We start from the raw sequence: 26,971 nt of genomic DNA, 5'->3' as shown, positions 1-26,971 counted from the left end.
TAACAGGAGCGCTCATGAAACGTCTATCCGGTATTACACTTTTAATTAGTCTGCTGACAACGGCAGCGGCATTTGGCAATAGCAGCAATTTTTCCACCGGGCCGGTGTTTAGCGAATTTGGCGCCCATGCCCCGGTGCCTGAAGTGAGCATAGCGCCAACTCATATGTTTAAGGTGGCCTTTGACGTAGCCACCAGTGCCAAGCCGGGCCAGGCGAACGAGGGTTTCGATTCACTGGCCCGGTTTATTAATATGCATGTAGCCAATGGGTCTAAATTAGACAATATTCAGCTGGCGCTGGTGGTCCACGGCACGGCCACACTGGATGTCATTAAGCATTCGGCCTATAAACAGAAAAAGGGTAGCGAAAACCCCAGCCAGGCGCTGGTTAGCGCGCTCCTCAAGCACAATGTCAAAGTGGTGGTGTGTGGCCAGTCTTCTGCCGCTAACAATGTAACTCCGGCAATGCTGATTGAAGGGGTAGAAATGGATCTGTCAGCCATGACGGCTCATGCCAGGCTAAGTGAACAAGGCTTTTCAGTGAACCCGTTTTAAACAGAAAATTCAGCACCCGCCCACCAGCATGTAAAAAACCTGCCGTTGTAGGGGAGCAATCGCGCTGCCTAAGAAACATGGGCAGGCGCGAAAGATACCGGTCAATAAATAGCTTTTTCTTGCGGCGCCCTGGCGGACCGACCGTTCCGCTAGACTAAGGTATAACTGTAAATGTCGTCGCGCATAAGGGTATTAACGTTTATCATCGAGGGACTCTTTACCACAGCGCAGGTTTTATTATGAAAGCATTTTATTCACTTTTGGCCGTATCGGCTTTAGCTTTGGCACCGCAAACCTATGCGGCCGGATGGGCAGATACGACCCAGGATTTAATGAACAAAGCTGAACAAGTAAAAGGCACCCCCACGGTATCTGGCATGGTTAGCGCAGTTAGTGAATCGGTAGGCATTTCACAAGAACAGGCCACAGGTAGCCTGGCATCTATATTTAATTACGCCAAAAATAATATCAGTAGCGAACAATTTAGTGCCCTTAGCGCCAAGTTGCCGGGCTTAGACAGCCTGCTTAATGCCGTGCCTCAGGCCGAAGATACAGCCGAATCAGGTAGCAAAATGGGTAGCCTGATGAATAAAGCGGCAAGTTATAGTAAAGAAATGGCCGCTGGTAGCCAGTTACAAAACCAGTTTGCCTCGTTAGGTTTAGAGCCAAACCAGATAATGCAAGTTATTGAAAGCGCCAAAGCGTATTTAGATACCGATCAGGGCCAGCAGATAAAACAAATGCTGGTGCAAGGTTTAGGCAAACTGGGCGGCTAAACGCCCAACCCGATATCGCCCACTTTTCATCTTGGTAAAGCCAGTGCACGGGGCGTTTCGACGCCCCCAATAAGCCGGTGCGGCTGAGCTGGCCGTGGCCAGCCCGTGAGTTTACTCATCACACCAGCCCATGGGTTTGCTCATCACGCCGGCACATGGTTTTGGGAAGGTATCTGGCTTGATGCCTATCCCCAGGCTGGGCCGGTCGGATCTGGCTAGCCGCCGGCCCGTGCCAGGTGTCATTTTGGCCGGGTGGTTACTGTCTGGGCCCGGTCTGCTTTAGTGCACAATACACAAAGCCAGCCAACAGCAAAACAAAGCAAGCAATACCTACATACGAGTGGGTCAGCCTGCTAACGTTAAAATTACTGGCTAAAATAAACAGTACACCAACAATAACAAAGCTGGCACCTAGCCCTTTACGTAACCGCGTGGTGTGTGGGTTCATAGCGCACAGCCCTATACATATAAAGTACTTACATATGAAGCAGCGTAAGAGCCAGCTATAGCGGCAATAGCCAGCGGCCCGGTAGCCACCACAGCTACGCCTATCAGCGCCGCAGACACGCCAATGCTGGCCGTCCAGCTTGCTTCCCGACTCAGTGCGGCGCCGCTGATGTGGTCTAACTCTGTAATGGTTAATTCCTGCATAAAACTTTCCTTGTGAGTTTGTTCAATAATTTCATTTTGGGATGTTGCAGCAAGGAACCTGAATACCCTTGCTGTCTTAATAAGCTTAGCAGCGCATTATTGATATCCTACTGATCCAAGTGCGGGAATTACCCCCGAGTCAGGCGTTGTATGGTTACTCGCAGTCAGCACGCCCCGACCCATTAACCAATTCAGCGCTAACCGGGCGTGGCGCTCCCTCGTCGTAGCGCTGTTAAAGTGTTACACGTCTTACCCATAATGCGCATATTGCCGCCATGGCGGCGCAACACATCAAGGTTAATTGGGGGCTTAAGGGAACAAACTCTAATGCCGAGGTGGCAAACTGGCCTAAAAATACGGCCATTGCGAACCATGCCAGGTTGCGCCCGCGGGTATGATCAGTACTGCGCTCTACCGCAGCATGGTTTAACAGCGGAATGGAAAAGCCGAAGCCAACGCCGGCAAATATAGCGGCTATTGCCAGGCCCAGGGGGGTGGCGGTCAGGCCAAACCCGATTAATGCCACAGCATAACTGGCAAAAGCCAACATTAAGGTGCTATTTGCATTACTGGTTGCCACTACCTTTGGCATTACCATAGCCGCAAAGACGGCCACCAGCGAAATAAACGATAATAAATAGCCGGTCTGCGATTCGCTATAGCCAACTTGCGCCATAACCCCGGGTAGCAAAATGAACATGCTAAAAAATAGGGCCATGGAAGGCGTGGCAAATATCACTACCGGGCGCATTGACGGGGTCGCCGTCGGGGCACTTTCGTCGCTATGCTGAGGGGCTGGGGCAGTAGCGGGTACAAAGCACAGTAGCAATAACAGGCTGAGCAACGCGACTGCGTAAAGCGCAAAAGGGCCCCGCCAGTTGAACTCTGCAAGTATCCCTCCTAAAAATAAGACAAACACGCCACCCAGTTCTATCGCCATGCCCTGTTTAGCAATCATTTTGAGCCGGGCGTTACCAACGTACCACTGCGAAATTAATGCGGTCCCCGCAGCCATCGACCCAGCCGCAAAGCCCCCCAAAATAATCCGGTCTGCAGCTACCGGCCAGGGGCCGTGTAAAAATATCGCGCCGGTGCCGGCTAAAAAATAGCCGGCCAAACAGAGGATCAGCGTAGGGCGGGCCCCTATATTGTCAATGAGCCTTCCTGCAAGGGGGGCAAAAATTATCGCACCAAGGGCGGGCAGGGTAATTAATAAGGGCGCGTATGCTGCTACGCCCAGGGCGGGGGCTATTGACTGTAAGCCAGGCGCCACTGTAGCGCCCACCATAATAGTCAGGGTAGCAACTAGTAGCAGGGTTGCTTCGCCGGTTCGGGATAAATTCATCGTGCTTCCAGTTAATCTGTTGAGGCCGACACTTTACAAACAATTAATTAATACGTTAAATGATATTATAGTGACTTATTTATCTGTTTATGGCATAGGTAGGGTATGAACTTTAAACACCTTAAGACGTTTGTAAAACTGGCTCACAGTGGCAGTTTTTCCCTGGCTGCTCAGCAGTTACATACTGTACAGTCAGCGGTAAGCCGCCATATCAATGCGTTGGAGCAAGAGCTTGAGGTAACCTTGTTTTCGCGGACCACAAGGCAGGTAGAGCTTACCGCGGCAGGCGCCGCGTTTTTACAACATGCTGAAGGCTTGTTGCGCCAAACCGAGCAAGCCCGCGTAGACGCGCAGCGGGTCCAAAGCGGGGCGCAAGGCACCCTTCGAATAGGCTATTTGAGCTCAGCGTGCGCGGCCTTTTTACCTTTATTGTTACGCGATTTTGCCGCCCACGCGGCTCAGGTCAGAATCGAAATAGTAGAGATGACTGCAGCACAACAGTTCGCAGCGCTGCACCATGGCAATATCGATGTGGGCTTTTCGCGCCCGGTGCATCAGCATCCGGCGACTACTATTCACAGCCGCCACTTGCTCAACGATCCTATTGTGGCGGTAATGGCCGATAATCACCCTCTGGCCGGGGCGCCGCAGCTGAGCCTTACCCAGCTTAACGAACATAAACTAACCTTGTTTGCCCGCCAACAAGCGCCCACGCTGTTTGATACCATCATCAGTGCGTTTCACGCGCAACAATTGCAACCATCGGTGACCAGCGAACCGGTGACGATGCAGGCGCTGCTGACCCAGCTATCCTGTAGTCGTGATATTGGGCTGGTGCCTGGTTGTGTTAGCCGTTTACAAACCGATTTATGCCACTTTGTACCGTTGTCGACACCTTTAACGGTATCGCTTGAAATGCACTGGCAACAGCATCCTAATGCCGTCACGAAGCGCTGGTTAAGCTGGTTTGAGGCTAACGCCAGCCCAGCATCTATTGCGGCAAGTATGCCCACCTTGAACTAAGTGACAAAGCCGGATGTGCAGTATCTTTGCCGATACTGCATCTACCACCAGTACTGATTGAATTAGTGGGCCAGGGTTAAAAATTGTTGTGCAGCAGGGGTGAGTGGACGGTTGTGAAAACGCAGGTAATACAAAGGGCGCGGTCCGGGCAACTCGCCACCGGGAATAGTAATATATTGAATTTTGTTAAGCGCCAGCCGCTCTGCAGCCACTACCCGGGGCACAATCGATAATCCTAAACCGCAGGCTACCGCCTGGATAATGGCCTCGTTACTGCCCAGCTCGATCGTATGGGGGGTAGCAATATTTTGCTCGCGCAAATAATTCGTCATCACGCTAAGGGTGCCTGAACCGGCTTCGCGTAATAACCAGGTTTGTTCGGCCAGGCAAGCCTTAGTGAAGGTGGTCGGGGCGTTGGCTGGTGCCACAATACATAAGGGATCGTGCTGCCAGAAGTTGCAGGTAATCGCAGGATGATCAATCTTACCCTCGACAAAAGCCAGATCCACCTCACATGCCAGTAACGCCTGTTCGATGTGGGCTGAATTGGCTACGCTTAGTCTAATCTCAATAGCCGGGTGCGCTTGGCGGAAGCGAGCTATAACCGACGCTAACCAGTAGCTGGCTACGGTGGTACTGGCGCCCACGACTAATGTTCCGCGTTGCAGCCCGGCGCGGGCCTTGAGATCTTCGCGGGCTGCCTGTTCCAGCGAAAAGATCCCTCTGGCGTGTTCATATAATGCCTGCCCCGCTTCGGTAAGCTGAATACCTTTCCCCCGAGCCGCGCGGTATATCAGCGGTAGACCGGTAACGTGTTCCAGTTCTTTAACCGCTTTAGATACCGCAGGCTGGCTGATAAACATCGCCTGCGCCGCCCGCGAAAAACTGTTGTGGTTACATACGTGGTAAAACACCCGTAAGCCATGCAAATTCAATTCTATTACCTCTGGTTATAATAAACGGAAAATGATGTATTTGAGTGATGCTATCGATAACCTTACGCTGTGACAACCTGTTTTACATACGGATTAACAGGTTGGATTGTTATGTCTTTATCATTCTCTTACGTCGCTTCAGGCCGGCTTTTGCAGCGCACAGCAAAGCGCTGGCTGCCGGGCCTGACGTTGGTTTTCATACTGGCGGTAGGGGCCGCCGCTCTGGCCAGCACACGCTACCTGCAAGCTATGGGGGTAAGCGCGTTAACCCTGGGGATAGTGGCGGGGTTGCTATTGGCGAATCTACCGGTTGGGCGAATGGTAAAACGCACCTTGCACGGGCCTATTATCGACCTGCAGCCGGGCATTGCGCTAGCCAAATCCCACGTCCTAAAAGTTGGCGTTATACTGTACGGTTTCAGGTTTACCTATGACCAGCTTGCCCACATCGGCCTGCAAGGCCTTATTATTGATGTGGCGGTGATGATGACGGTATTCAGTACGGCTCTGGTGGTCGGACGATACGTATTCGGCCTTGAAATTAACACTGTGATATTGATTGGAGCGGGGTCCTCTATTTGCGGGGCCGCAGCCATTTTAGCCACCGCGCCGGTTATCCAGGCGCGTATGCACCAGATAGTGGTGGCCATAGCTACCGTGGTGATCTTTGGTACGGTAAGTATGTTTTTGTATCCGGTGCTGTATCATAGTTTGGATATGAGCCAACACCGTTATGGCTTATACGTTGGGGCGACCGTTCATGAGGTGGCGCAGGTCATTGCAGCAGCAAGTGCGATAAGCCCCCAGGCCGCCGATATCGCGATAATGGAAAAAATGCTCAGGGTAATGCTGCTGGCCCCATTTTTACTGCTGTTATCCTACTTTTCTGCGGGCCGTAGCAGGCAAGCCAATAGAGATCAATCCCCACCAATAAAAGCCCGCGAAGGTGCCAGCTACGCCGCGAATTCCTTTGCCAAACGCAGAATTCAAATTCCCTGGTTTGCCATTGCGTTTATCCTGATCATAGGGGCGAATTCTGTTTGGCGGTTACCCGAACGTTATTATCATGCATTACAGCTGATAGACGCTACCATGCTTACTATGGCGATGGTGGCTTTGGGGCTAAGTACGCAGGCTGCAGTATTACGCCAGGCAGGCTATAAACCTATGGCCTTGGGGGCACTGCTATTGGCTATACTGACAATAGGAGGGTATGGGCTGGTGGAATATACTGTTGTGTAGCGGCCGGCCAGCAACAAACACGCCGCCTGGACGCCAGCCTACTATCGCTTATTGTTCTCTACACCGTGTTGGCCGAAACTTTACAGGTCCACATTGTTTAAACCTGGCGCCGTTTTACTGGAGATAATTGGCCTCGCATGACTGCATAACAGGCAGATAAAATAGCCGGCGCGCCCGGATAGCGGGGCGCCGGTATATTGTGTTGGCTAATAACATAGCGCTACCGACGGGCCTTGGTGCTTAGCGGGTTATGCGCCCAGGGTATCCAAAATATCGTAACAGGCCCCCATCGTGTGGTAATCGGTCTTACCCACCGGGCTTTTAGTGGATTCCAGCTTACGGTTATCGTTACCTAAAATTCTAAACCATGCACCATGTTCATGGTCTACCATATGCTGCCAACTGTATGCCCATATTTTATCGTACCACTGCCAGTAATACGTATCGCCGGTGACAGTGGCCAGACGGGCAGCACATGCCAGGGTTTCAGCCTGTACCCAAAAATATTTATCATCGTCGCAAATGGTTTCATCGGGGGCAAAACCATAATACAGGCCACCATACTGGCTATCCCAGCTTAGCGGTATTACGCTGTTAAACAGGGCTACCGCCCGTTCGGTTAACCAGGCTGCGCTGCTATGCTGGCCAAGTTGCAATAATAATTTAGCCCATTCGGTATGATGCCCCGGCTGAAACCCCCAAGGACGAAACAGGTTTTTCGGGTCTTGCTTATTATAGTGCCAGTCAATTTCCCAGGCTTTGGTGTAATGCTCCCAGATGCGGCCATCCGCTTTGGCGGCCTGCCGATTAGTAATATGGTCAGCAAGTAACAGGGCGCGCTCCAGATACTCAGGCCGTTTTGTTGCCTCGTACGCGGCAATTAGCGCTTCACAGGTATGCATATTCGCATTTTGCCCGCGATACTCGCTACATTGCGTAAAGTCGGCATTGCACTCATCTTTATACAAGCCATTTTCGGCATCCCAAAAATGGCGGTTAAGCAATTGCCATGCTTCATCCAGATAGGTTTTAGCTGAGGCCAGGCCCGCCCGGTACGCCCAGCTATACGCCAGTATGACAAAAGCCAGACCATAACAGTGGTTGGTGGCATCTGTTACCTTAACATGGTTTGGTTGCACCGCCAGGGTCCAGGCGTACCCGCCGGAGGTCGTTTGTAAATGGAAGTTACGGATAAAGGCTATACCGGACTCCACTCGCGTCAGGTACTCCGGTTTATTAAAGCGCAGATAAGCCCGGGCGTAGTTAAACACAAAGCGTGTAGAGCTTACTAAGTGGCGGGTTTGCTTATCGTAAACCCGGCCATCGTCCATAAAGTTTTGATAGAAGCCGCCTTCCGGAGCATCGACATTAGGTTCATAAAACGCCAGGGTCTGTTCAATATGTTGAACTAAAAAAGCCGGTTGCGTAAAGTCAGGGTTCATGGTTTCTCCTTTACCTGCGCGCAGGTATTGTAAGCGATGCAGGTTAAGCCGGTAACAACCAGTACAGAGCCATGGCTGCCGTCCATGAAAAATCGGCGCCGCCGCTACGGGCTCCGGTTTGTGCATGAAACGACTCGTTGTATCCGCTAACGTACAATAGATCGCGGCTGGCTTCTTTAATGCGTTCAGCCTGACTGGTGCAGCCATAGTCCAGCAAGCCTTCAGCTATCATCCAGTTGATATGCAACCAGATTGGACCGCGCCAGTAACGCTGAGGTTCATAGTTGGGATCTTCTGGGTGGGTAGATGACAACGCAAACGGCCGATTCTTAAGCCAATGGTCTAACTCATTAATGAGCAAGGGGAGTTGTGTATGGCTAACCAGCCCGGCAAACAATGGCAACATGCCTGCCGAGGTGCGGGCCATGCATAATTTTCCAGAGCGCGTATCTTTACTGTGAAACATCCGCGTATCGGCATGCCACAGCTCGCCAATTGCCTCTTCGGTCAATGTCATGCGGTGGGCCAAATACTGAGTTTGCGCATTTTCAATGCCCAGATCATGACACAGGGCCAGCAAATCCCGGGTGCCGCGGTGTAAAATAGAGATCATACTGACATCATTCACCCGATAGGGGCAGTCCTGGTAAATCAGTGTGTCATCAAAATTCATTTTGCGGAAAAAATCCACAAGATATAAAAATCGATCATACTCTTCTTTATGTGGCCTTTCCGATGCATCGATATGGCTGGTGTCGCGGCGGGTATAACTCCACTGCACTTTGGGTACCGCGCGCAGCGGTTCATCCCAGGCAGGGCTATTGTCCATACCCGACTCCCAGGGGTGATAACTTACCACCAAACCGGTATTTTCCGGATCGCGACTGTTGTACCACCATAAATGGGAACGAATAAGTTGTTGTACTACGGTATGCAGCGCCTCGCCGCTTAGCGCCTGTTCGCGGCCGTGCTGGTGCAGCAGTTTAACTACACTTGCCAGCACCGGCGGTTGCGTAATAGAAGTGCTGTCGGGAGTGTTTTGTACCCCCCAAATGTCCGGGCCAGGAAAATAAGTATCCGATGGTCGATGAAATACGACATGCGGCACCATGCCGGATTTCCACTGGGCGCTCAATAACGAGGTTACTTCTTCCCAGGCGCGAGTCTCATCAAACGGCAGCCAGCCCAGTGCGACGATGGCAGAATCCCAGTTCCACTGAAACGGATAAAGGCCGTGGGTGGGCACGGTGTACCCGCCCAAATCGTTATCCCGTAACGTTTTCTGAGCCTGTTCTATCATTGATTGTGTGGTTGTATCCGCACCTGATGTCATATCAATATACCCATTATGAGTTTAAGTTAGACAGATTATTACACAATAATTGAATAAATAAACCCATTTTGGGTTGTAAGTATTAAATTTGTGTTTTATTGTAAATATGAAGTTAAATAAAAAGGCTGTGCGCGGCGTGGTGGGAGCCGTTAAGCACACACTTATAACGTGAACCATCAGGTCGGAGAGACACTGTGAACAAGTTACTTCTAGCAACAACTATTTCATCGCTACTGGCAGGACACGCCATGGCCCAAAGCAGCACTGAACCAGCTAAAGATACCTCCACAACCAAACCTCAGGAGTTTGAGCAAATTGTGGTAACCGGTACCAGCCGTGAACGTCTTATTGCCGAAACGCCCCAGTCTACTACTCAGATTAATGAAGCTGAGGTGGCTAAATTGTCGATGAGCAGCCAGGCAGATGTACTTCGCTATGTACCGGGGATTAAAGTAGAAGGGGGCGGTGGTGAAGTGGCTACCAACCTACAGGTGCGCGGGTTGCCCTCTTCGGGGCAGTTCCAGTTTACCCCGCTGTTGTACGATGGCTCGCCAACGTTAAGCGCGTTCGGCTTAAACTCGTCGGCCTATGATGTGTATTACCGTAACGACCTGGGCATTGAACGCGTAGAATTTGTTCGCGGTGGGGTGTCTAACCTGTTCGGGCAGGGTTCGGTGGCCGGGGTAATCAACTACTTATCTAAAAAAGGCACTGATACTGCAGAATCGTCGGTTCAACTGGAGTTATCTGACCACAACCGCAAGCGTCTTGATTTTGCCACCAGTGGCCCGCTGACAGACCAGGGACTGTACTATGCCATGTCAGGCTTTTATCGCTATGACGAGGGCCCGATAGATACTGGCATACCCACCGAAGGCTATCAATTGCGCGGTAATATCCACAAAGACTTTAGCGATGGCAGCGGTTATTTCACGCTTTATGGGCAGGCGATAAACGATCAGGTACAGTTCTTTTTACCTATTCCTTTAGACGCTGATAGCCGCGAACGTGTAGCCGGAAACGATGGCGCGGCCGTAGAATCAACCCAAACCGTCAATGCCACGGGTATGTCTTATGCCACACCAGACGGGCGTTATATTACCCCTATCGATGAAGGTGTGGCGACTAGTGGCGGTTCAGTATCAATGGAATTCAGCAAAGAATTAGGCAATGATTTCAGTGTACTGGCGCGCGCCAAGTATGCCGACTATGACCATCAATTTAACTTGTTCCTGGATGGTGACGGCATTGTTAATGTACCGGAAACTCAAAGCGAATATCTTGCCAACCGCGGCATAGACGCCCAACAAGCGCAATTCACTTATGCCGGTACCAATACTGTGCTACCCGAAGATGATCTTTTGTTCGCCAACCGGATATTAGACCGCGATCGGCCGGTAACTGACTTTTCCTCAGAGCTTAATATTGTGAAATATTTTGATATCGGCAATTTTTCCCACAGTGTCACGCTGGGTACGTTCTTTTCAAATTCCGAAGCTGAGGATAACAATGTTACCACTCGCTATCTTGGGGAGTTTAATAATCAGGCCCGACTGGTCGATTTGGTCATCACTGATGCCCAAAATAATGCGGTAACTGTTAGTCAGAATGGGGTAACGGGCCCGGGCATCGGCTATACCAATACCACCATCTCGGCGCAACGCAATGCAATATATCTGGCAGACCAGATGCAAAGTGATGATTGGATTATTGATATTGGCCTGCGTTGGGAGACCCTGGACGGCACTATCCGCCGGGAGGGCAGCGAACTGCAACAAATAAGCACCGATGCTAGCTTAATCAGTGATTTACAAAGCAGTGTGGGGGGCAATGGGCAGATCACGCACGGTGATGTGTCGACCTCCGAGGTGGCGTATTCTGCCGCCGTATTATACAAACTGGCAGATAATTTTAATGTTTACGCGAACTACTCAAGAGGTTTCTTTTTTCCTGAACTACGAGGTGTAGCCTTTAACGAAAGCGGGCAGCCTGGAACGTATGAAAGCGAGATAGTAGAACAAGCAGAGGTAGGGGCGAAATTCTTCTTTGAGGACTTTGTCGGCACCGTTGCGCTGTTTAAAACAGACCTTGAAGATCGCCGCTCGGTAGACTTTATCAATGATGAAAACGGCAACGCCGTAGAAGTACCTGTGTTTCAGTCTACCGAAGCCTATGGGGTGGAGCTTGTCGGGAGTTACAACATTACCGATGACTTAATTTTTGATGCTAACTTTACCTACACAGACCATGAATTCACTGAATATGACTCGGATCCTGCGGTCATCGGGAACGAACTGCGCAGAAAGCCTAAAGTAATGTTTAACGCCTCGCTGCGTTACACGCTGGACGACTGGGATCTGTCGTTCTATCACAATTATCACGGTAAGAACTATACCAACGACGCCAATACGGTTGAATTGGATGACTTCCACGTGTTCCGGCTGGACACCGGTTATACCTGGCAATTGGGCAGTAACGAACAGCTGCGCGCCAGTATAGCAGTGTGGAACCTGTTTGATTCAGAAGGGGTCACCGAAGGATCGCCCAGACTGGGCAACAACCAAACCGATGGTGAAGCCTACTTTGTCGGTCGGCCCATTTTACCGCGTCGCGTAGCACTGCGGTTGCGGTACGACTTTTAATCTCTTTCCCCGTTTGCTGGCATATCTGAATGGGGTATGTCAGCTTTTTTCCCGCCATGTGAATAGAAGTATCTTATGAACTTACTTGATTATATTGTGGTTATTGGCTACCTGGCTGGTTTGCTATACATGGGCTTTACCCTGCGCGACCAGCAAAATGCCGGCGATTATTTTTTGGGTGGCAGGTCCTTGGGTTGGAAGCCTTTAGCCCTGTCAGTCATGGCTACCCAGCTTTCTGCTATTAGTTTTATCTCGGCGCCCGCTTTTGTAGGGTTACGCGAAGGGGGCGGCATGATTTGGCTGTCTTACGAGTTAGGCATCCCCATCGCCATGATTTTACTGTTGGGAACTATTTTGCCCAGCTTATACAAGTCCGGGGTGGTCAGTATTTACGATTATCTGGAACAGCGCTTCGGCCGGGGTACCCGTATTTTAATCAGCGCGGTTTTTCAGTTTAGCCGCGCCTTTGCCACCGGTATTATGATTTATGCGGTCTCTATCATTTTGCAAGGTACTATGGGCATTGAAGCTTGGCAGGCAGTGGTACTTACCGGCATTATTACCGTGCTGTATTCATTACAGGGCGGAATGAAAGCAGTGGTCTATGCAGACGCTATCCAGATGGTAATTATTGTACTGGGCACCATCGCGTGTATTGTGATTGGTTTACAAGCGTTAGGGGGCCTGGATGTTCTGATAGCTGAAGCGCCGCAGGAGCGAATGAAGGCAATCGATTTTACATCATTTGGGGTGAATGGTGACGGGTTTGGATTCTGGCCCATGTTATTTGGCGGTATTGTTCTGTATGCCTCATATTATGGCTGCGATCAAACCCAGGCACAGCGGGCACTTTCTGCCCGCAATGAAAACGACCTGCGAAAAATGATTGTTGCTAATGGCATTATTCGTTTCCCGATTACTCTACTGTATTGCTTCTCAGGCTTAGTAGTAGGCACACTGGCCCTGACCAATCGCGATTTTTTCGCCAGTATTCCGGCGGATAACCCAGACTGGTTAATGCCCACCTTTATTTTGAATTATTTACCCCATGGGCTGATAGGTTTATTAATTGTGGCAATATTATCTGCTGCAATGTCTTCCTTAAGCTCGGCCATAAACTCTCTGTCAGCCGTTACCGTAGAAGATTACTGCCGGGTAACCAATAAAACCCTGGAGCATACAAGCTATTTGCGGCTGGCAAAAATTACCGGCTTGGTATGGGGTATAATTACCTTAGTGCTATCGCTGTTTGCCGGCAACATTGCCCCCACTATTATCGAGGCTATCAATAAAGTTGGCTCGCTGTTTTATGGGCCTATTCTTGCGTTGTTTATGCTAGCGGTGGGCAGTAAAGCCTTACAGGGTAGACATGTAAATATTGGCTTGATTGCCGGCGTGGGTACCAATATTTTACTCTGGCTGTTTGTGCCAAACATTTTCTGGTTTTGGTGGAATGTTATTGGCTTTGCTATGACCTGCCTTTGCGCCTGGTTAGCCCTGTTTATCTTGCGCGCCAACAAAGCTACGGATATGCCGGCAAAACCACTGTCCTTTCATTCCATTTTGACCTGGAAAGATATTTGCACCTTATTAGGTTTCTTTGCCGCCATGATAGCTTTTTGTGTGGCGTTGCCTTCATTTTTTAAATAAGGAGTTGTTGTGTCTAAAGAATATCTGAGTTCATTGTATCAGGTCGCGGTCGACGCCAGCCGCCCACAATATTGTCTGCCTGCTGCGCTTACCCGGTTTGCTCCCGACCAACGCGTCTGTATTTTAGGGGCAGGTAAAGCAGCCGCCGATATGGCAGCCCAGGCTTATCAGTATTTTGGCGACAATGCCTATGGCGCAGTAGTAACCCGCTATGGCTATGAAACCCGCCAGAGTACCGGCAATATTGAGGTTATGTTAGCGGCCCATCCTGTACCCGATGAGCACAGTGAATATGCTGCCCGCAAACTGCTCGACATAGCGGCTACCGTGCCAGCGGGCGAACCGGTTATCTTTCTGATTTCGGGGGGTGGCTCGGCACTGGCATGCTTACCAGGTGGTGATATTACGCTGCCCGAAAAACTGGCATTGCACCGGTTTTTGCTGCGCAGTGGCGCATCTATCGATGAGATGAATACCGTGCGAAAGCATGTTTCAGCGATAAAAGGAGGCCGGTTAGCGGCGGCCTGCAAGGGCGAGCTCACCACGCTGGCCATCTCTGATGTAGTGGGAGATAGCCCGGCCATGATAGCGTCTGGCCCCACCGTACAGGATACATCCACCGCCGCTGATGCGGTGGCTATTTTGCAGCGCTACGGCTGGGATATGAACGACACTATTGCCCGTCACCTTGAGACAGCGCTGCCATTGCCGCAGGTCGGTGGCTTTTATGAAATTGTTGCTAATGCCCAGTTGTCAGTTGAAGCGGCGATTGAGATAGCTAAAGATGATGGTTGGGAAACCCATACAATAAGTCTGGAAGAAACTGGCGAAGCCCAAGAAGTTGCCCGCCGCCACGCAAAACTGGCACTGGAATATAAACAGCGCGGCGAACCAATAATGCTATTTTCCGGCGGCGAACTTACCGTTACCTTAGGCGATAGCCAGGGCGAGGGCGGGCCTAACCAGGAGTACCTCATCGCCCTGTGCGAGGCCTTACGGGGCGAACCCACTATATGTGCTCTGGCAGCCGACACCGATGGCGTAGATGGCAGCAAAGACGTGGCGGGAGGATACATTGACGGCACCTCTCTGGCACGCGCAAAGGAGCATGGCTTAAATGTAGGGGAATTATTAGCCCAACATAACAGTTTTCCATTTTTTGCCGCACTGGATGACCATATTAATGTCGGGCCTACCCGTACCAATGTGAATGACTTTCGGGTGATTTGGGTAAAATGACCTGTATATCAATAAGTCGCCACGTATAATGACGCAACATTATCAGGCGCATTGAAAACAGAATAGCTATGCTGGCATCTAACAATAATAAACAACGGCTGCGCAGTGCCTTCACGCTGGGCAAAGGGGAAAAGCTGTTACAAGATAATCCGCGGGATATTGTGCGCCAGGTATTCTGGCACCACAATATTACCCAACGCGCGATATCTGAAGCGACTAAAATACCGCAGCAAACGGTATCGCGACTGGTAAACGGGCTGCTTGAGCAAGGCATTTTGCAAAGCAGTGAAGATACACATTGCTCTCGCGGTAAGGTGTCGTTTGGGTTAGTGCCCAATGCTGGTTACGGTTACTGCTTTGGGTTGTCGGTATTGCTTGATGCTATTTCAGTGGCGGTCATGAATTTCAAAGGCGAAGTGATTGCTACCCAGCTGGTTCGCCTGGACGACATGAGTATTGCGTCGGTTATTGGCAAAGCGCAGACCGTAGTAGCTGCCATGAGTCAGCAATATGAACTGGACCCGGCCCGGGCGATTGGGATGGGCGTAGGCATTTCTGGTTTCTTCAGTTCAACCGATGGCAAAATGAATATTCACCACGCCATCGAGGAATGGGCCACCATCAATATTGCCGAAACCATTGCCGAGGCGTTTAATCTGCCAACCTGGGTGGTTAATGATGGGACGGGCGCAGCCGCTGGCGAAGGTATCGCCGGGGCGGGCCGTCGCTATAAAAACTTTGTTTATTTATTTGTGTCCAGTGCGTTTGGCGGCGGGCTTATCAATAACGGTGAAATGATTCGGGGCACCAACGGTAACGCCGGAGAGTTGGGCGATATGCTACCTGCTAAACTGTACAGCCATCCTAACTTACAGCTGCTGGAGCGCATCTTACTGAAACATGGTATTGAAATACCCTCTATTTACCAGCTTAACGAGGTGTTCGACCCGAACTGGCCTGGGGTAGATGAGTGGATATACAAAGTACAGGACTCGTTTGATTTAGTAGTAACCTGTAGCTCAGCACTGCTTGATAGCCAGGCCATTATCATCGGCGGACATATTCCCACTAAGCTGGCAGAAATGGTGATTCCACGGATTGACGTGTACGCCCAGTTCAGGCGTGGGGCCAAACGCCCGCTACCGGAGATTGTCAGCGCCCAGGTTACCGACAGCCCGGTAGCCGTTGGGGCTGCTACCTTGCCATTGCGTGAATGGTTCTTGTAATAGCCGAACCTGCTTAGCTGCGCATATCCGCCTATAGAGCAGTGGGCTATTGCGGACATGCTGCAAAGACTTGCCTGTGGGGCGCTAAACGCCCGGTTAACGCTGCCTCATTGACTGGCGTTTAGTATTTAACCGTTGGGTTAAAGACCGTTACGTTCCTCATCCCGTTCTTATGCGTTTTCTGGAAATGCCTTGTACTTTCCTTGCATCTGCTCTCTCATTTTACCGGCCGGTAGGTGGGTACTTACTAAGTGTGGATAAAGCGTGGGTAATAGATAGTTCGTCGGCGATAGCGCGGCTGCATTTATTTCGCCAGGAAGCAAAGCAGCGCCCACCAGGCTCAATCGGTGTAGCAATTAAAGTCGGGTATCCCAACAGGGCCGCTTAGCCTGGCAATGTTGTCTGGGGCCTAGAGCTCGCGCTTAAGTGTCGCGTTAAGCATACTTATCGGGCGCTGATCGACTTTTATAAAGCCCCGTTTAGGGCGGTCAAGATCAAGAATAATCAGTACAATTAACACAATCAGAAATGACACCATCAAGGTAGGTGCCATGACCCGTTTAGCACTAAGGCCACTGGAATACCCCATAATCGCGCCGGATGATACAAACACTAAAAACAGCAGTAAGATCACTGTTTCGGGCACATGCATTTGTAAGAGCGCATTACGCTTTCCCTGGCTGTCGATAAGCTCGTTTAACGACGCTATAAACAGCCCGGTAGTGACCGGATTTGGATCTTCCTTAGCGGCTTGCACAGCGAAGCCCCATAGCGCATTTTGTAGTGCCGTAGCTTGGGCATTTACCGCTGCGCGTTGGGCCTGCTGGGTAAGATCAATAGTGCCTACGGCTGTGCGTAGTTCAATGTAATCATTGAGCAGGGCCAGCACCGGTGTGTGATAGGCTGGCGGTAATAATTGCACCCGTAGCTGCGCTGTACCAATGGCATTTGCTTCCATGATCAAGGCTTCGGTGCGGTTATCATAACGCTGCATAGACATACTAAACGTAAAGCCCAGTAATAGAGCAAGCAGACCTAGCGTACTGGCCTGTATCGCGCCAGTCAGGGTTTTAATTTCTTCATCGGTCCGGTTTTGCACAAACCGCCCAATTCGAAAGCCCGATTCATTGGCAATAATTATCAATATAAAAAGCACAGTGACAATAGCGATACTACTGAAGTCATACAGCATAGTGGTGTGTTCCATTACTTCATTGGGGTGCTGCTCACCGGCGGCAGGTTAAGACATCCATCTGCCCCTACCGGCCAGTAAAGCGAATATACCCCACTTAGTATAATGTTTTACTGATAACCGCAACTGCTTAATACAAAGCTGGCTGGCCCGGACGTTGTTGAAAGCTGGACTTTAGACAATGTGCAGGGCAACCAAAGCCTCAGCTGAGCCGTTATACAAACCGTTGTCCTGCTATGGGTTTCACCAAACGCACAAAAAACAGATATACCTGCTTCGGAAAGTGCGTACACTTGGCCCCCCTCAATAATCCAGTGGCATTACATTTGGCGGTATTATGGTCGCCCGCCTGGTCTTCTTCATTGATGTTTTGTGTTGTCGCCGCCACATTAGCTAGGTTTAACGGCGCGCAATAAAGGCGGACTGGTAAACCATATACGCTTATTATCGCTATAAATCGCTGTGAGGCATATGGCGAACAGGTGCCTATCTGCATATTGATGAGCAAAACGTAAGCAAAACAAACACAGCATAGGTGCGGTACGTAGAATAGTCCGGAGTGCCGGTAACAAAGATATTATTTAAGCCTTATGGCCGCGGCTCCGTTGGGAGCGTGTGACATAACCTGACAAAAGCAAAAAATACGGAGTAATAAAGGTATGTTCGAATGGTTAGCTAGTCCCGAAGCCTGGGTAGCACTAGCTACGCTGATGGCCCTGGAAATTGTTTTAGGTATTGATAACATTATATTTATCTCGATACTGGTGAGCCGCTTACCCGAACGCCAACGCAATAAAGCCCGGCAGATTGGTTTAGCACTGGCGATGATATCGCGGTTGCTACTTCTGTTTAGTCTGGCCTGGGTCATGGGGTTGGTGGATCCGCTATTTAGTATACTAGGGAAGGAAATCTCCGGACGGGATATTATTTTAGTGCTTGGCGGGCTGTTCCTGCTGGCTAAGTCAACCCATGAAATACACGGCAGTTTTGAAGTGGATGATAGCTCTACCGCGAGTGTGGCGGCATCCGGGTTTGCCTCTATTCTGGTGCAGATTGCTTTGTTAGATGTCATTTTTTCGCTGGACTCGGTGATCACCGCTGTCGGCTTGGTAGAGCACTTAAGTATCATGGTTATCGCCATTGTCGTGTCGGTCGGCGTTATGATGCTGGCCGCTAAAACCATTGGGGATTTTGTTGATGATAACCCCACCATCAAAATGCTGGCCTTATCGTTTTTAATTTTGGTTGGGTTTACGCTTATTGCAGAAGGTTTTGGGGTGCATATACCCAAAGGTTATATTTACTTCGCCATGGCATTTTCGTTTGCGGTGGAAATTTTAAATATCAATATGCGCGGTAAAAGAGCGCAAAACAAGCAAACCATTCATCTTTCCAAGCAAATGAGCGCTGACGATGCCACGCCAAAGCCGCAGTCAGATCGCAGCTAACCCCGGCACAAAGAAATATCGGCAGGTCGACACCTGCCGATATACGCCTAGCGTTTTACCGTATTACGCCACATGATCAGGCCGGTAAATAACGTTAAAAATAGCGCTATGCTGGCCGGCTCAGGAACTTCCATAGCTCCTGCGGTTGTCATCAGCGTATAATTAAATCCGCCCATATCAAACCCTTCATTGCCGCCTACTGCAAGAGTGTACCAGCCTGCGGCCAACCAACCAGCAGCCAGGGTGTTATCCCCCGCACCGGGGAAAAAGGCATTTGTCCCCGCGAGGTAGTGATAGGTATTGCCGGTAAAGTCGATAAAGTCGCTGCTATTACTGAACAGAAAACCCGGGTCAAAGAGCAACTGCGATGCATACAAGCTAAGGCCGACAGAGCCCGGCGCCGATACACTAAAATCAAGCAGGGTATCTGTGGTCAGTTCAAATGTGTAAAAATCGATAGCTTGGGTATCGTCGTCCAGCCAGCCATTGTCACTGGCCAGACTGCCAGCCTGGCCGGCCGACATATCAAGCGATAAAATTCCTGCATGCGCCCACTGAGTTACCAGCAATGAGGCAATAAATAACAATACTTTCATTAGGATGTCCTTTTATTCTAAAGGGCACACAGCGGCGCCCGAGTGGTTCTACAGGGCGCCGTTTTGCCATGGTCCGGTAATCGCAAAGGTCACACCTGGCGACTGTACATTGACAAACAGCCAGCGGTCATGAAAGCACGCGCCGCACCATTCGCTTGACGAAAAGCTACGTCGGGCAGAGCCATCGGTACTGTCGCCCACCGTATCGTAAAAATTCTCCTGTACCCCCGGATAAATACTGTCGATTACCTGCAGATCACCGTTATCCAGGGCAATGTGGTTTTCACAAAAAGTGAAGGTTTCACCCGCTTGGGTCAGGCCGACCAAACGCTTGGGATTAGAACCGCCATCTTCACACATCAATATGCTACCGCGTGGGCTGATAACGATGTTATCCGGGCCGTCGACCTGCGACTCACTGGTAGACTCAAAAACCAGCGACAGTTGTTGTTTGCGCGGGTCAAAACAGAAAATCTGGCCAAGATTCGCGGCGCCCCCTGAGGTCGACACAAAGTAAATTTTGCCATCGTCATACCAGCAGCCTTCGCCCCGCTCTATGATGGCCGCCTCAGTGGCCTGGTTAAAACAGGTATCCACCATCGCATCGGGTTCATTAATTTCCTGCCAGGTCACATCCCAGGTAGTGCCTTCAACCAATCCACCACGCAGATCAAGCCGCGGGGTGTTATTCAGCACCATGGCATACAGTCGGCCACCGGATTTTACATCGCCCCAGGCACCATGCGGTTCGTATTTGTAAAAGCACGATTGCCCGGCGTCTTCTGTTTCATACACAAAACCGGTGGAAGGATCTACGGCCACAGCCTCGTGAGAAAACCGCCCCATATCTCGGATAGGCTCGCCATCAGATATCCCGAACCCGGGTACTTCAAACACATAACCATGATAATAACCCTGCGCTTGCTGGTAGGTTTCTTCACACGATAACCAAGTGCCCCACGGCGTAGTCCCGCCAGCACAATTGCGAATAGTGCCGCCTAAACTGTTGTAAGAAGACAGGAAACGCCCATTAACTACATCAAATAACAGGTTGGTGGTACCACCGTATTGTGCTGGGTTATAAATACCCCGGCCACTCACGGGATCGCACTTTGCCCCTTCGCCTTCGCTTAGTTCGTGATTACGCACCAGACAAACAATATTCTGTTTAGCTGCCACCACCGCCATACCATCATGATCGGTTGGGGTGGGGGTCTGGTCTGACTGAATTTGACCCGTCCAGCCAAACGAGGTGTATTCAAACCCATCGGGCAGCGCTAACAGCTCTAGTCCGGTAGCTTTACACGTTTTCATACTTAGCGGGCCGTAGTCTGCAGCATAGGGCAGGGTAGCGGCTTTAGATGATAATGATAGAAATGCAGTACTGGCAGCGACAACCGATCCGCCTTTAATAAAGTCCCTGCGATTTACCTCTGGCTGATGTGGTGTCAGCGTTTTTGTTGTTGTTGCTTGTGTCATTTTTTTTCACCTGTACGAGTGGATTAACTAACTGATAAGTACAAGGGAACCCTTCAAACAGCGAGGTACAACTTCCTTTTGGTTTTACCGTTGACCAACGTAGCGCGTAAAAATGACAGTGTTACAAACATTTTTTGACGAATTTAATACAGCTTAGTGACACCCGCATGCCGGGAGCTAAAGTTGCGGCGCTGTACGCGGAGCATGGCGCTTTTCACTCATTGCCACCAGTATTATCGATAGTTCATAAAGCAGGATAATGGGCGTGCCCAGCGCTATTTGTGAAATTAAATCGGGGGGCGTAATAAACGCGGCCACCAGAAAAATAATTACCACCGCGTGACGCCGGTAATGCCGCAGTGTGGCGGCTGTCACTATCCCGGTTTTGGCCAGAATCAGTAAAAACACCGGCAACTCGAAGCTAACCCCGAAGGCTAAGATAAGTTTGATCACCAGGGTCAGGTATTCACTGATTTTTGCTTCCAGCTCAACCGTGATGGCCCCGGTACTGCCGACTGACTCAAAACTCATAAAAAACTGCCAAGCCATGGGCATGACCACGTAAAAAGCCAGTGCTGCGCCTGCCACAAACAGGACCGGGGTCATTACCAGTAAAGGCAATAGCCCCTGGCGTTCATGCGCATACATTCCCGGCGTTAAAAAGCGCCATATCTGAATTAGAATAAGGGGAAGCGAAAAAAATAAGGCGGTGAAAAAAGCCAGTTTAAGATAGGTGAAAAATGCTTCCTGCAAACCGGTATAGATCATTCGGCGGCCGCTTTGTTCGCCAAACTGGGCTAACAATGGCTGCTGTAAAAAGTGATAAATATCGGTAGAAAAATAATAGGCCAGCCCGAATACTCCCAGAAAAAACGCCAGACAGTACATGAGCCGGGTACGTAATTCAGTCAGGTGCGCTAACAGGGGCGCTTTAGAGGCTTCAATATGCGCGTTACTCATTATTCTTCCCTGGGTTAAGATCTTCGGTCGGGGGCTGCGATTCTGCGGCTTGCTGGCGGGCCAGGTTTATTTGTTCGCGACGTTGTTGGTGGGCCTCGGCGCTCATCGAACCTGGCGTAAAATCTTCGGGCAGTGAGCGAAGTTCCGGTGGCAGTAACTCACGCCAGCTTTCGTCCCCTGGTTGAGCTTTACCTGACACAATGTTCACCTCTTTTTGCAACTGTGACATGCTGCCCTGAATGTCGGCGTACATGCGACGCAGTTTTTTTAACAGCTTGCCAAAGATATGGAACAGTTCAGGCAGATCTTTCGGCCCAATAATAACCAGCGCTAACATGGCGACAAAAAACAACTCAGGCCAGCTGAAATCAAGCATCTGATTTACCTGCCAAAAGAGAACTGGAATCGACCATAGCCGGTGTCACAGCAGCAGGCGCAGCAGCAGTTTGACTATCGAGTGAGCCGCCCGGTGCGGCGGGTACACAAGGCGATGAGGGTGCGGCGGGTACAGCTAATGGAGAGCTGGCAAAGTGCGGAGCGTTTTGTTTGGATGATGCGCATAAAGCGGTACTGTTGGTTGGTGTATCCGGGGCGGGCGGGGCGTCATTACTGACGGTGCTGGTGTCGTCCTCCCGCATACCCTGTTTAAAACTTTTAATACCCGCGGCCATATCGGCCATTAAGCCGGGAATGCGGCCCCGGCCAAACAGCAACGCAATAATACCTACTACCAAGGCAACCTGCCAAATATTCAAACCCATAATCTCATTCCTTTTTTCAGATAGTCTTGGCAATATGCTGAAAGAAAGATGTGACCGGTTGGTGAAGAATTTATGAACAAATTATGCCGGTTATCCTGGGCTGGGTTATGGCGTAACTCAGCCTGATACGACAACTCATGCAGGCATAGTGCAAGGCGTAAATAAGTGGCCTAACCGCATACGCGAACTGTTCGCTATTGGCTTAGGTCAGCAATAGTACTGCACTGATTATCAGGCCCGTAACAATTAACTGAACCAGACAAAAACCCATTATATCTTTGGCCTTAAGCCCGGCAATCGCCAGTACCGGTAACGCCCAGAAAGGCTGAATTAAATTCGTCCAGGCATCACCCCAGGCTACAGCCATAGCAACTTTGTTAATATCTGCCCCCAGTGTTAATGCTGCTGGCAAAATAACTGGCGCCTGCACAGCCCACTGGCCGCCCCCGGAAGGCACAAAAATGTTTACTATGCCCGCACTAAGAAAGCTATACAGGGCGAGGGTTTCAGCGCTAGCAAAGCTGATTAACCATTGCGACAGGCTTTGCGCTAAGCCCGATCCGACCATTATCGCCATAATGCCCGCGTAAAACGGAAACTGTATAACAATACCTGCGCCGCCTTGCATTGCCTGCTGTAAGCAGTGCAGTAACCGCCTGGGTGTGCCATGCAGCACGATAGCTAAGAACAAAAAAAGAAAATTAACCACATTCAGGTTTAACCCCCCTTGCTCGATAAAATACAGTATCAGGTAAGCCAACCCTGCAAAACCTACCAGCATAGCTAGCACCGGGCTGTTTTCCAGTTTGGCGGCAGGGCGCGGGTCAGCCGTGGTGGGTTGGGCTGAATCGTTAAGGTGCGCGGCGCTTATCAGCACACTGTCTTTTTCAGTAGGAAGCATCAGGCGGTTAACGATTGGCATAACGATGAACAGGATGCCCAGTAACAATAGGTTAAAACCGGCAAAAATTGTCTCGCTGGTAGGAATAACCCCGATTTGCTGGGCGGTAAAATGGCCGCTGGTGGCGATAGTTAAGGGGATCGATCCGGCCAGTCCCCCATGCCATACCACAAAACCTGAATAGGCACTGGCTACCAGCAAGCGATAGTCAACCTTGACGGTACGCGCCAGCGCTTTGGCAAATAAGGCACCCACTACCAGGCCGAACCCCCAGTTTAGCCAGCTGGCGCTAAGCGATACCAGGGTTACCAATACAATGGCCTTGCCGGGGCTGGTGGCAAGCCGGGCCAGTCGGTCGAGCAAACGTTTGACTACGGGTGTGCTAGCCAACATGAAGCCGGTGACCAGCACCAACAGCATTTGCATGGAAAAACTAAGTAAGCCCCAAAAGCCATCGCCCCACTGCATCAGTACTGTCATCACTGGTTGTTGTTCAACCAATACTGCCGCGGCGAACACTACCACTGTTAACAGTAAAACAAAGATATAGGGGTCGGGCAAATAACGGTCGACCAGTTTAACAAAAGGTTTCGCTGCGGCATGTAGCATAAGTACCTATGCATCCGTAAAGGGCTAAAAATTTACAATATTGTTACACCATAGCGAACCGGGGTGACCCTGTACAAGTCAAATTTAAACCGGTTGTGTGAAAGCGTTGCCAAGCTGTTACTAATTGGGTTGTGGCTAAGGTCGCCGCTGTATAGATAGGCAGTAACCAGGCGTGTGTTCGGCATAATTTACCCTGGCGGGTTAGTAAAATGGTTGCAGCAAAAAATATATTCATCTTTGGTGTGATCTTTATCTGCCCGCAAACTGTTTATTATCAGTTCGCCTTAATGGGCTTGAAAGATTTCGGTATGCCTGACAATAAATGCTGGCCGCCGCGCGTCAGGCAAATGCCAGGGTTCCCCTGCTGTTGGCTAACAATAATGTTGTGATAACGCTAATAAAAAGAATTGAGGAATACACATGAAAAAATCAGCCATAGTAATGGCCCTAAGTTTGGTGTTGGGGGCATGTGGCGGCGGTGGATCAGACGAAGGCGATAGCGCCCCGCCAGATTCAACGCCTGCGCCGGTACCAACCTATACCGTGCAAGTTAACACTAATGACGGGGGCACCGCTTCGGTTACCCGCGAGCAAGTAGAGAGCGGCGCTTCGTTAGAAATTACGCTATCTGCGGAAAGTGGCTATAGCCTGACTTCAGTAGAGGGCTGTGAGGGTAGCTTAACCGACCTGCGCTATACCACCGGGGCGATTAGCCAAAACTGTACGGTCGAGGTTCGCTTTACTGAGCAGGCTGCTGAGGTAATTGCAAGTGCGCAAGGCAACGCAGGAGGCCAGATTAGCCCGGCCGCACAAACCGTAGAGCCCGGCGCTTCGGCAACTTTCACCCTTACCCCGGATGACGGTTTTTATATTGAACAGGCTGCGGGGTGCGAGGGCACTCTGGAAGGCAATATCTTCACCACCGCTGCGCTGCAACAAAGTTGTACGGTGAATGTCAGTTTTGCCGAGTCGGTCGTGATTTCCAGTGCTGTTACCGGCGGCGGTACAGTTTATCCGGCGCAGCAAACGGTAGCGCCGGGTGCCAGCGTATTTGTGACGATGGTGCCTGACGCCACCACCATGCTTAGCGATATCAGCGGGTGTAATGGCACGCTTAAAGGAAATATTTATCAGTTTACTGCTGCACAAAGTTGCCAGATTACCGGTACCTTTGAACCGCAGCCTGACACCCTGACACGCGCAAATTTGGGTGGCCAGAAAACCTTAATTGTACCTGTTAGCTTTGTTGGCCGGGGGCCTCTTGAGGGCGCCTCTGATGACCAGCTGATTGACATGTTTATCACCCAACCAGATGCTATTAACCGCTATGTTGTTGATGGTTCCGCCGGCCAGACCTGGCTAGAGCCAGCCATTGCTAGCGCGCTTGAGTTTACGGGTACCGACACCAGCGGGGCACCTACCTCCGACAGTGGCTTGTTAGATGCCACGGTGCAATTGGGCGCAGACCATCGCGAGCAAATTTACCAGCACATTGCCAGCACGGTGGAAAACTATACCAGTTACGACCGGCTAATTACCGTTATCAACGATAATCCGAACAATCCTTACGTTTGCTATGCCGCGCTGGATACCACTACGCAGGATGGCTGGCAGCATTATGTTACCCACAATGCCAGTGAATGCGTCAGTAAGGCTACCTTACTTCACGAGCTGGGCCATACCTTTGGGATGCGCCATACCGATAGTATTGCATGTTCGACGCTTCCCACCCAAACCTTAAGCTATCGGAGTATTAGCGACTGCCCGACTGGGGTGGCGGGCAACAGTGTTATGCCAATGGGCGCTATTGGGCAGTCCAGTGCGATGTTCAGCGCCGTGGTGCGAAAGCAGGCCGGTTGGCTGAGCGACGAACAAACGGTGGTAGTGGATAACCCGGCTACCATTACATTGAATCAGTCGTCTTTACCCGCAGAGGGGGTGCAACTGGTTCGGGTAGCGTATGCGCCCGATAAGTCTGGCAATCCGTTATATATTAATGCGGAATTAAAGGCGCCAGTTGGCCTGGATGCGTCATTGTTCGAAGGGCGCGCTATTGAATCGGCCTATCAATTATTGGTTTCCGTACCTCATACCCGCACTAACAATGTGTCTGATACATTACGCGATGTAGTGTACTTAACGCAGACCGACACATCGGATGTGGGCATAACGCAAAGTTTTACCGACCCGTATCGCGACATTACAATTGAGCTGGTTAGCGTACAGGGTGAAGGTGAAACATTAAATGCTACCTTGCAGGTAACGCCCCCCCGGCTGATGCCGTCAGTTAATCTGGCAGTGCTACCTGGAGCCGCGGTAAACGAAACCATTACGGTGAGCTTTAGTAACAATACTGATTCAGCGCAAACCGGTTTAACAACTGGCCTGACCGGATTTAATGCAAGTCACTTTGGCATTCTTGCTTCAACCTGTGAGGGTGCGGCGTTACAACCTGGTGAGAGCTGTGATGTACAGGTACAACGCAATGCATCGTCCTCCGCCTTTGCCGCAGTGACGGTTACCTCCGATCAGAATGCCAGGCAGCAGGTTGAGATTGAAGCGGTGGCGATTAACACGGATTATGATGAAACTGCCCAGTTGGAATGGCTGAGTGAACCCGACTATGCGCGCATGAATGTGTTTGAAGCGGTAGCTTATTGTGAAGCAAAACAGGACAACGGGGCGACCAATTGGCGCTTACCCACGCAGCAGGAATTTAGTGCAGCATTTGTGAATACAGATAGCCCGGCATTAAACCTTACAGTGGCGAATGTGACGCGTTTCTTCTGGTCAGCATCGGTAGCAGGAGACGGCCAAAGCCAGGTATTACAGGTTGCGCCGCAAAGTTACAGTATAGCCCGCTCTACACAACGTAGCGCTATACGTCACGCGGCGTGTGTCAGAACTTTATAAGCGGCGTGGTGGTAAAAATGTTAGCCCCGCACAGCGGGGTTAACCAAGGTAGAT

The 26,971-nt window shown here is 50.6% G+C and carries 23 protein-coding genes; 10 read left to right on the top strand and 13 right to left on the bottom strand.

Annotated elements, in window-relative coordinates; genetic code table 11:
* The first annotated feature begins 14 nt into the window (after positions 1–14).
* Together D0Y50_RS14430 and D0Y50_RS14425 are read left to right on the top strand one after the other, a co-directional pair.
* A complete protein-coding gene (locus tag D0Y50_RS14430) occupies positions 15–554 on the top strand; it encodes a DsrE family protein (RefSeq protein ID WP_117317590.1) in 540 nt (179 codons plus the stop codon).
* Between the two features lie 239 nt (positions 555–793).
* Complete coding sequence (locus D0Y50_RS14425) at positions 794–1,330, top strand: DUF2780 domain-containing protein (protein ID WP_117317588.1); 537 nt, start codon at positions 794–796, stop codon at positions 1,328–1,330.
* Between the two features lie 256 nt (positions 1,331–1,586).
* Here D0Y50_RS14425 and D0Y50_RS14420 read toward each other — a convergent pair whose 3' ends face one another.
* The 3 genes from D0Y50_RS14420 to D0Y50_RS14410 all read right to left on the bottom strand — a co-directional run bounded on the left by D0Y50_RS14420 (position 1,587) and on the right by D0Y50_RS14410 (position 3,326).
* On the bottom strand, positions 1,587–1,778 hold the full coding sequence (locus tag D0Y50_RS14420; protein WP_117317586.1) for a hypothetical protein: 192 nt from the start codon (positions 1,776–1,778) through the stop codon (positions 1,587–1,589).
* A gap of 11 nt (positions 1,779–1,789) precedes the next feature.
* Positions 1,790–1,981, bottom strand: coding sequence for a hypothetical protein (locus D0Y50_RS14415; RefSeq protein WP_108567596.1), 192 nt, complete (start codon positions 1,979–1,981; stop codon positions 1,790–1,792).
* Positions 1,982–2,213: 232 nt separating this feature from the next.
* The gene (locus D0Y50_RS14410; protein ID WP_117317584.1) at positions 2,214–3,326 is read right to left on the bottom strand and encodes an MFS transporter; all 1,113 of its coding nucleotides are present in this window, start codon (positions 3,324–3,326) and stop codon (positions 2,214–2,216) included.
* A 105-nt stretch (positions 3,327–3,431) separates the two neighbouring features.
* Between D0Y50_RS14410 and D0Y50_RS14405 the strand changes: the two genes are divergently transcribed.
* The gene (locus D0Y50_RS14405; protein WP_117317582.1) at positions 3,432–4,349 is read left to right on the top strand and encodes a LysR family transcriptional regulator; all 918 of its coding nucleotides are present in this window, start codon (positions 3,432–3,434) and stop codon (positions 4,347–4,349) included.
* 62 nt (positions 4,350–4,411) lie between these two features.
* On the opposite strand, the gene D0Y50_RS14400 is transcribed toward D0Y50_RS14405, so the two are convergent.
* The gene (locus tag D0Y50_RS14400) at positions 4,412–5,284 is read right to left on the bottom strand and encodes a LysR substrate-binding domain-containing protein (protein WP_117317581.1); all 873 of its coding nucleotides are present in this window, start codon (positions 5,282–5,284) and stop codon (positions 4,412–4,414) included.
* A 111-nt stretch (positions 5,285–5,395) separates the two neighbouring features.
* On the opposite strand from D0Y50_RS14400, the gene D0Y50_RS14395 reads away from it, so the two are divergent.
* On the top strand, positions 5,396–6,526 hold the full coding sequence (locus tag D0Y50_RS14395; RefSeq protein WP_117317579.1) for a YeiH family protein: 1,131 nt from the start codon (positions 5,396–5,398) through the stop codon (positions 6,524–6,526).
* A gap of 248 nt (positions 6,527–6,774) precedes the next feature.
* On the opposite strand, the gene D0Y50_RS14390 is transcribed toward D0Y50_RS14395, so the two are convergent.
* Together D0Y50_RS14390 and D0Y50_RS14385 are read right to left on the bottom strand one after the other, a co-directional pair.
* A complete protein-coding gene (locus tag D0Y50_RS14390) occupies positions 6,775–7,968 on the bottom strand; it encodes an AGE family epimerase/isomerase (protein WP_117317577.1) in 1,194 nt (397 codons plus the stop codon).
* A gap of 43 nt (positions 7,969–8,011) precedes the next feature.
* Positions 8,012–9,301 (bottom strand): MGH1-like glycoside hydrolase domain-containing protein, encoded by a 1,290-nt coding sequence (locus D0Y50_RS14385; protein WP_108567602.1) that lies wholly within the window; start codon positions 9,299–9,301, stop codon positions 8,012–8,014.
* Positions 9,302–9,495: 194 nt separating this feature from the next.
* On the opposite strand from D0Y50_RS14385, the gene D0Y50_RS14380 reads away from it, so the two are divergent.
* The 4 genes from D0Y50_RS14380 to D0Y50_RS14365 all read left to right on the top strand — a co-directional run bounded on the left by D0Y50_RS14380 (position 9,496) and on the right by D0Y50_RS14365 (position 16,058).
* Entirely contained in the window at positions 9,496–11,943 is a 2,448-nt protein-coding gene (locus D0Y50_RS14380; protein ID WP_117317575.1) for a TonB-dependent siderophore receptor, read from the top strand.
* A gap of 75 nt (positions 11,944–12,018) precedes the next feature.
* Complete coding sequence (locus D0Y50_RS14375) at positions 12,019–13,593, top strand: sodium:solute symporter (protein WP_117317573.1); 1,575 nt, start codon at positions 12,019–12,021, stop codon at positions 13,591–13,593.
* 9 nt (positions 13,594–13,602) lie between these two features.
* Positions 13,603–14,832 carry a glycerate kinase type-2 family protein gene (locus D0Y50_RS14370; protein ID WP_117317571.1) on the top strand — a complete coding sequence of 410 codons (1,230 nt, stop codon included), beginning with the start codon at positions 13,603–13,605 and terminating at the stop codon, positions 14,830–14,832.
* Between the two features lie 71 nt (positions 14,833–14,903).
* On the top strand, positions 14,904–16,058 hold the full coding sequence (locus tag D0Y50_RS14365; protein ID WP_108567631.1) for an ROK family transcriptional regulator: 1,155 nt from the start codon (positions 14,904–14,906) through the stop codon (positions 16,056–16,058).
* 409 nt (positions 16,059–16,467) lie between these two features.
* On the opposite strand, the gene D0Y50_RS14360 is transcribed toward D0Y50_RS14365, so the two are convergent.
* Positions 16,468–17,265, bottom strand: a complete 798-nt coding sequence (locus D0Y50_RS14360; RefSeq protein ID WP_108567606.1) for a bestrophin-like domain — start codon at positions 17,263–17,265, stop codon at positions 16,468–16,470.
* A gap of 644 nt (positions 17,266–17,909) precedes the next feature.
* On the opposite strand from D0Y50_RS14360, the gene D0Y50_RS14350 reads away from it, so the two are divergent.
* Positions 17,910–18,698 (top strand): TerC family protein, encoded by a 789-nt coding sequence (locus tag D0Y50_RS14350; RefSeq protein WP_108567608.1) that lies wholly within the window; start codon positions 17,910–17,912, stop codon positions 18,696–18,698.
* 47 nt (positions 18,699–18,745) lie between these two features.
* Here the strand turns inward: D0Y50_RS14350 and D0Y50_RS14345 are convergent, their stop codons facing one another.
* The 6 genes from D0Y50_RS14345 to D0Y50_RS14320 form a co-directional block, all read right to left on the bottom strand.
* Positions 18,746–19,294, bottom strand: coding sequence for a PEP-CTERM sorting domain-containing protein (locus D0Y50_RS14345; protein WP_117317567.1), 549 nt, complete (start codon positions 19,292–19,294; stop codon positions 18,746–18,748).
* Between the two features lie 48 nt (positions 19,295–19,342).
* On the bottom strand, positions 19,343–20,773 hold the full coding sequence (locus D0Y50_RS14340; protein WP_117317565.1) for an alkaline phosphatase PhoX: 1,431 nt from the start codon (positions 20,771–20,773) through the stop codon (positions 19,343–19,345).
* Positions 20,774–20,950: 177 nt separating this feature from the next.
* On the bottom strand, positions 20,951–21,733 hold the full coding sequence (tatC, locus tag D0Y50_RS14335; RefSeq protein ID WP_108567611.1) for a twin-arginine translocase subunit TatC: 783 nt from the start codon (positions 21,731–21,733) through the stop codon (positions 20,951–20,953).
* Positions 21,726–22,109 (bottom strand): Sec-independent protein translocase subunit TatA/TatB, encoded by a 384-nt coding sequence (locus D0Y50_RS14330; RefSeq protein ID WP_117317563.1) that lies wholly within the window; start codon positions 22,107–22,109, stop codon positions 21,726–21,728. The genes tatC and D0Y50_RS14330 overlap by 8 nt, the downstream gene beginning before the upstream one ends.
* A complete protein-coding gene (gene tatA, locus D0Y50_RS14325) occupies positions 22,102–22,494 on the bottom strand; it encodes a twin-arginine translocase TatA/TatE family subunit (protein WP_117317561.1) in 393 nt (130 codons plus the stop codon). Before tatA ends, D0Y50_RS14330 begins: the two co-directional genes overlap by 8 nt.
* A 202-nt stretch (positions 22,495–22,696) precedes the next feature.
* On the bottom strand, positions 22,697–24,004 hold the full coding sequence (locus D0Y50_RS14320; RefSeq protein ID WP_117317559.1) for a short-chain fatty acid transporter: 1,308 nt from the start codon (positions 24,002–24,004) through the stop codon (positions 22,697–22,699).
* A gap of 420 nt (positions 24,005–24,424) precedes the next feature.
* On the opposite strand from D0Y50_RS14320, the gene D0Y50_RS14310 reads away from it, so the two are divergent.
* Positions 24,425–26,917 (top strand): InlB B-repeat-containing protein, encoded by a 2,493-nt coding sequence (locus D0Y50_RS14310; protein ID WP_108567616.1) that lies wholly within the window; start codon positions 24,425–24,427, stop codon positions 26,915–26,917.
* Positions 26,918–26,971: the final 54 nt, after the last annotated feature.

It is taken from the genome of Salinimonas sediminis (assembly GCF_003429285.1).
In the GTDB taxonomy this organism is placed as follows: domain Bacteria; phylum Pseudomonadota; class Gammaproteobacteria; order Enterobacterales; family Alteromonadaceae; genus Alteromonas; species Alteromonas indica.
The sequence above is the reverse complement of the archived record's forward strand: the minus strand, read 5'-3'. Positions and strand labels throughout refer to the sequence as shown.

Excerpts from the sequence above, each read along its gene's own strand:
- D0Y50_RS14430 (WP_117317590.1), top strand. The coding sequence starts at position 15 with ATGAAACGTCTATCCGGTATTACACTTTTAATTAGTCTGCTGACAACG.
- D0Y50_RS14425 (WP_117317588.1), top strand. The coding sequence starts at position 794 with ATGAAAGCATTTTATTCACTTTTGGCCGTATCGGCTTTAGCTTTGGCA.
- D0Y50_RS14420 (WP_117317586.1), bottom strand. The coding sequence starts at position 1,778 with ATGAACCCACACACCACGCGGTTACGTAAAGGGCTAGGTGCCAGCTTT.
- D0Y50_RS14415 (WP_108567596.1), bottom strand. The coding sequence starts at position 1,981 with ATGCAGGAATTAACCATTACAGAGTTAGACCACATCAGCGGCGCCGCA.
- D0Y50_RS14410 (WP_117317584.1), bottom strand. The coding sequence starts at position 3,326 with ATGAATTTATCCCGAACCGGCGAAGCAACCCTGCTACTAGTTGCTACC.
- D0Y50_RS14405 (WP_117317582.1), top strand. The coding sequence starts at position 3,432 with ATGAACTTTAAACACCTTAAGACGTTTGTAAAACTGGCTCACAGTGGC.
- D0Y50_RS14395 (WP_117317579.1), top strand. The coding sequence starts at position 5,396 with ATGTCTTTATCATTCTCTTACGTCGCTTCAGGCCGGCTTTTGCAGCGC.
- D0Y50_RS14390 (WP_117317577.1), bottom strand. The coding sequence starts at position 7,968 with ATGAACCCTGACTTTACGCAACCGGCTTTTTTAGTTCAACATATTGAA.
- D0Y50_RS14385 (WP_108567602.1), bottom strand. The coding sequence starts at position 9,301 with ATGACATCAGGTGCGGATACAACCACACAATCAATGATAGAACAGGCT.
- D0Y50_RS14375 (WP_117317573.1), top strand. The coding sequence starts at position 12,019 with ATGAACTTACTTGATTATATTGTGGTTATTGGCTACCTGGCTGGTTTG.
- D0Y50_RS14360 (WP_108567606.1), bottom strand. The coding sequence starts at position 17,265 with ATGGAACACACCACTATGCTGTATGACTTCAGTAGTATCGCTATTGTC.
- D0Y50_RS14350 (WP_108567608.1), top strand. The coding sequence starts at position 17,910 with ATGTTCGAATGGTTAGCTAGTCCCGAAGCCTGGGTAGCACTAGCTACG.
- D0Y50_RS14345 (WP_117317567.1), bottom strand. The coding sequence starts at position 19,294 with ATGAAAGTATTGTTATTTATTGCCTCATTGCTGGTAACTCAGTGGGCG.
- D0Y50_RS14340 (WP_117317565.1), bottom strand. The coding sequence starts at position 20,773 with ATGACACAAGCAACAACAACAAAAACGCTGACACCACATCAGCCAGAG.
- tatC (WP_108567611.1), bottom strand. The coding sequence starts at position 21,733 with ATGAGTAACGCGCATATTGAAGCCTCTAAAGCGCCCCTGTTAGCGCAC.
- D0Y50_RS14330 (WP_117317563.1), bottom strand. The coding sequence starts at position 22,109 with ATGCTTGATTTCAGCTGGCCTGAGTTGTTTTTTGTCGCCATGTTAGCG.
- tatA (WP_117317561.1), bottom strand. The coding sequence starts at position 22,494 with ATGGGTTTGAATATTTGGCAGGTTGCCTTGGTAGTAGGTATTATTGCG.
- D0Y50_RS14320 (WP_117317559.1), bottom strand. The coding sequence starts at position 24,004 with ATGCTACATGCCGCAGCGAAACCTTTTGTTAAACTGGTCGACCGTTAT.
- D0Y50_RS14310 (WP_108567616.1), top strand. The coding sequence starts at position 24,425 with ATGAAAAAATCAGCCATAGTAATGGCCCTAAGTTTGGTGTTGGGGGCA.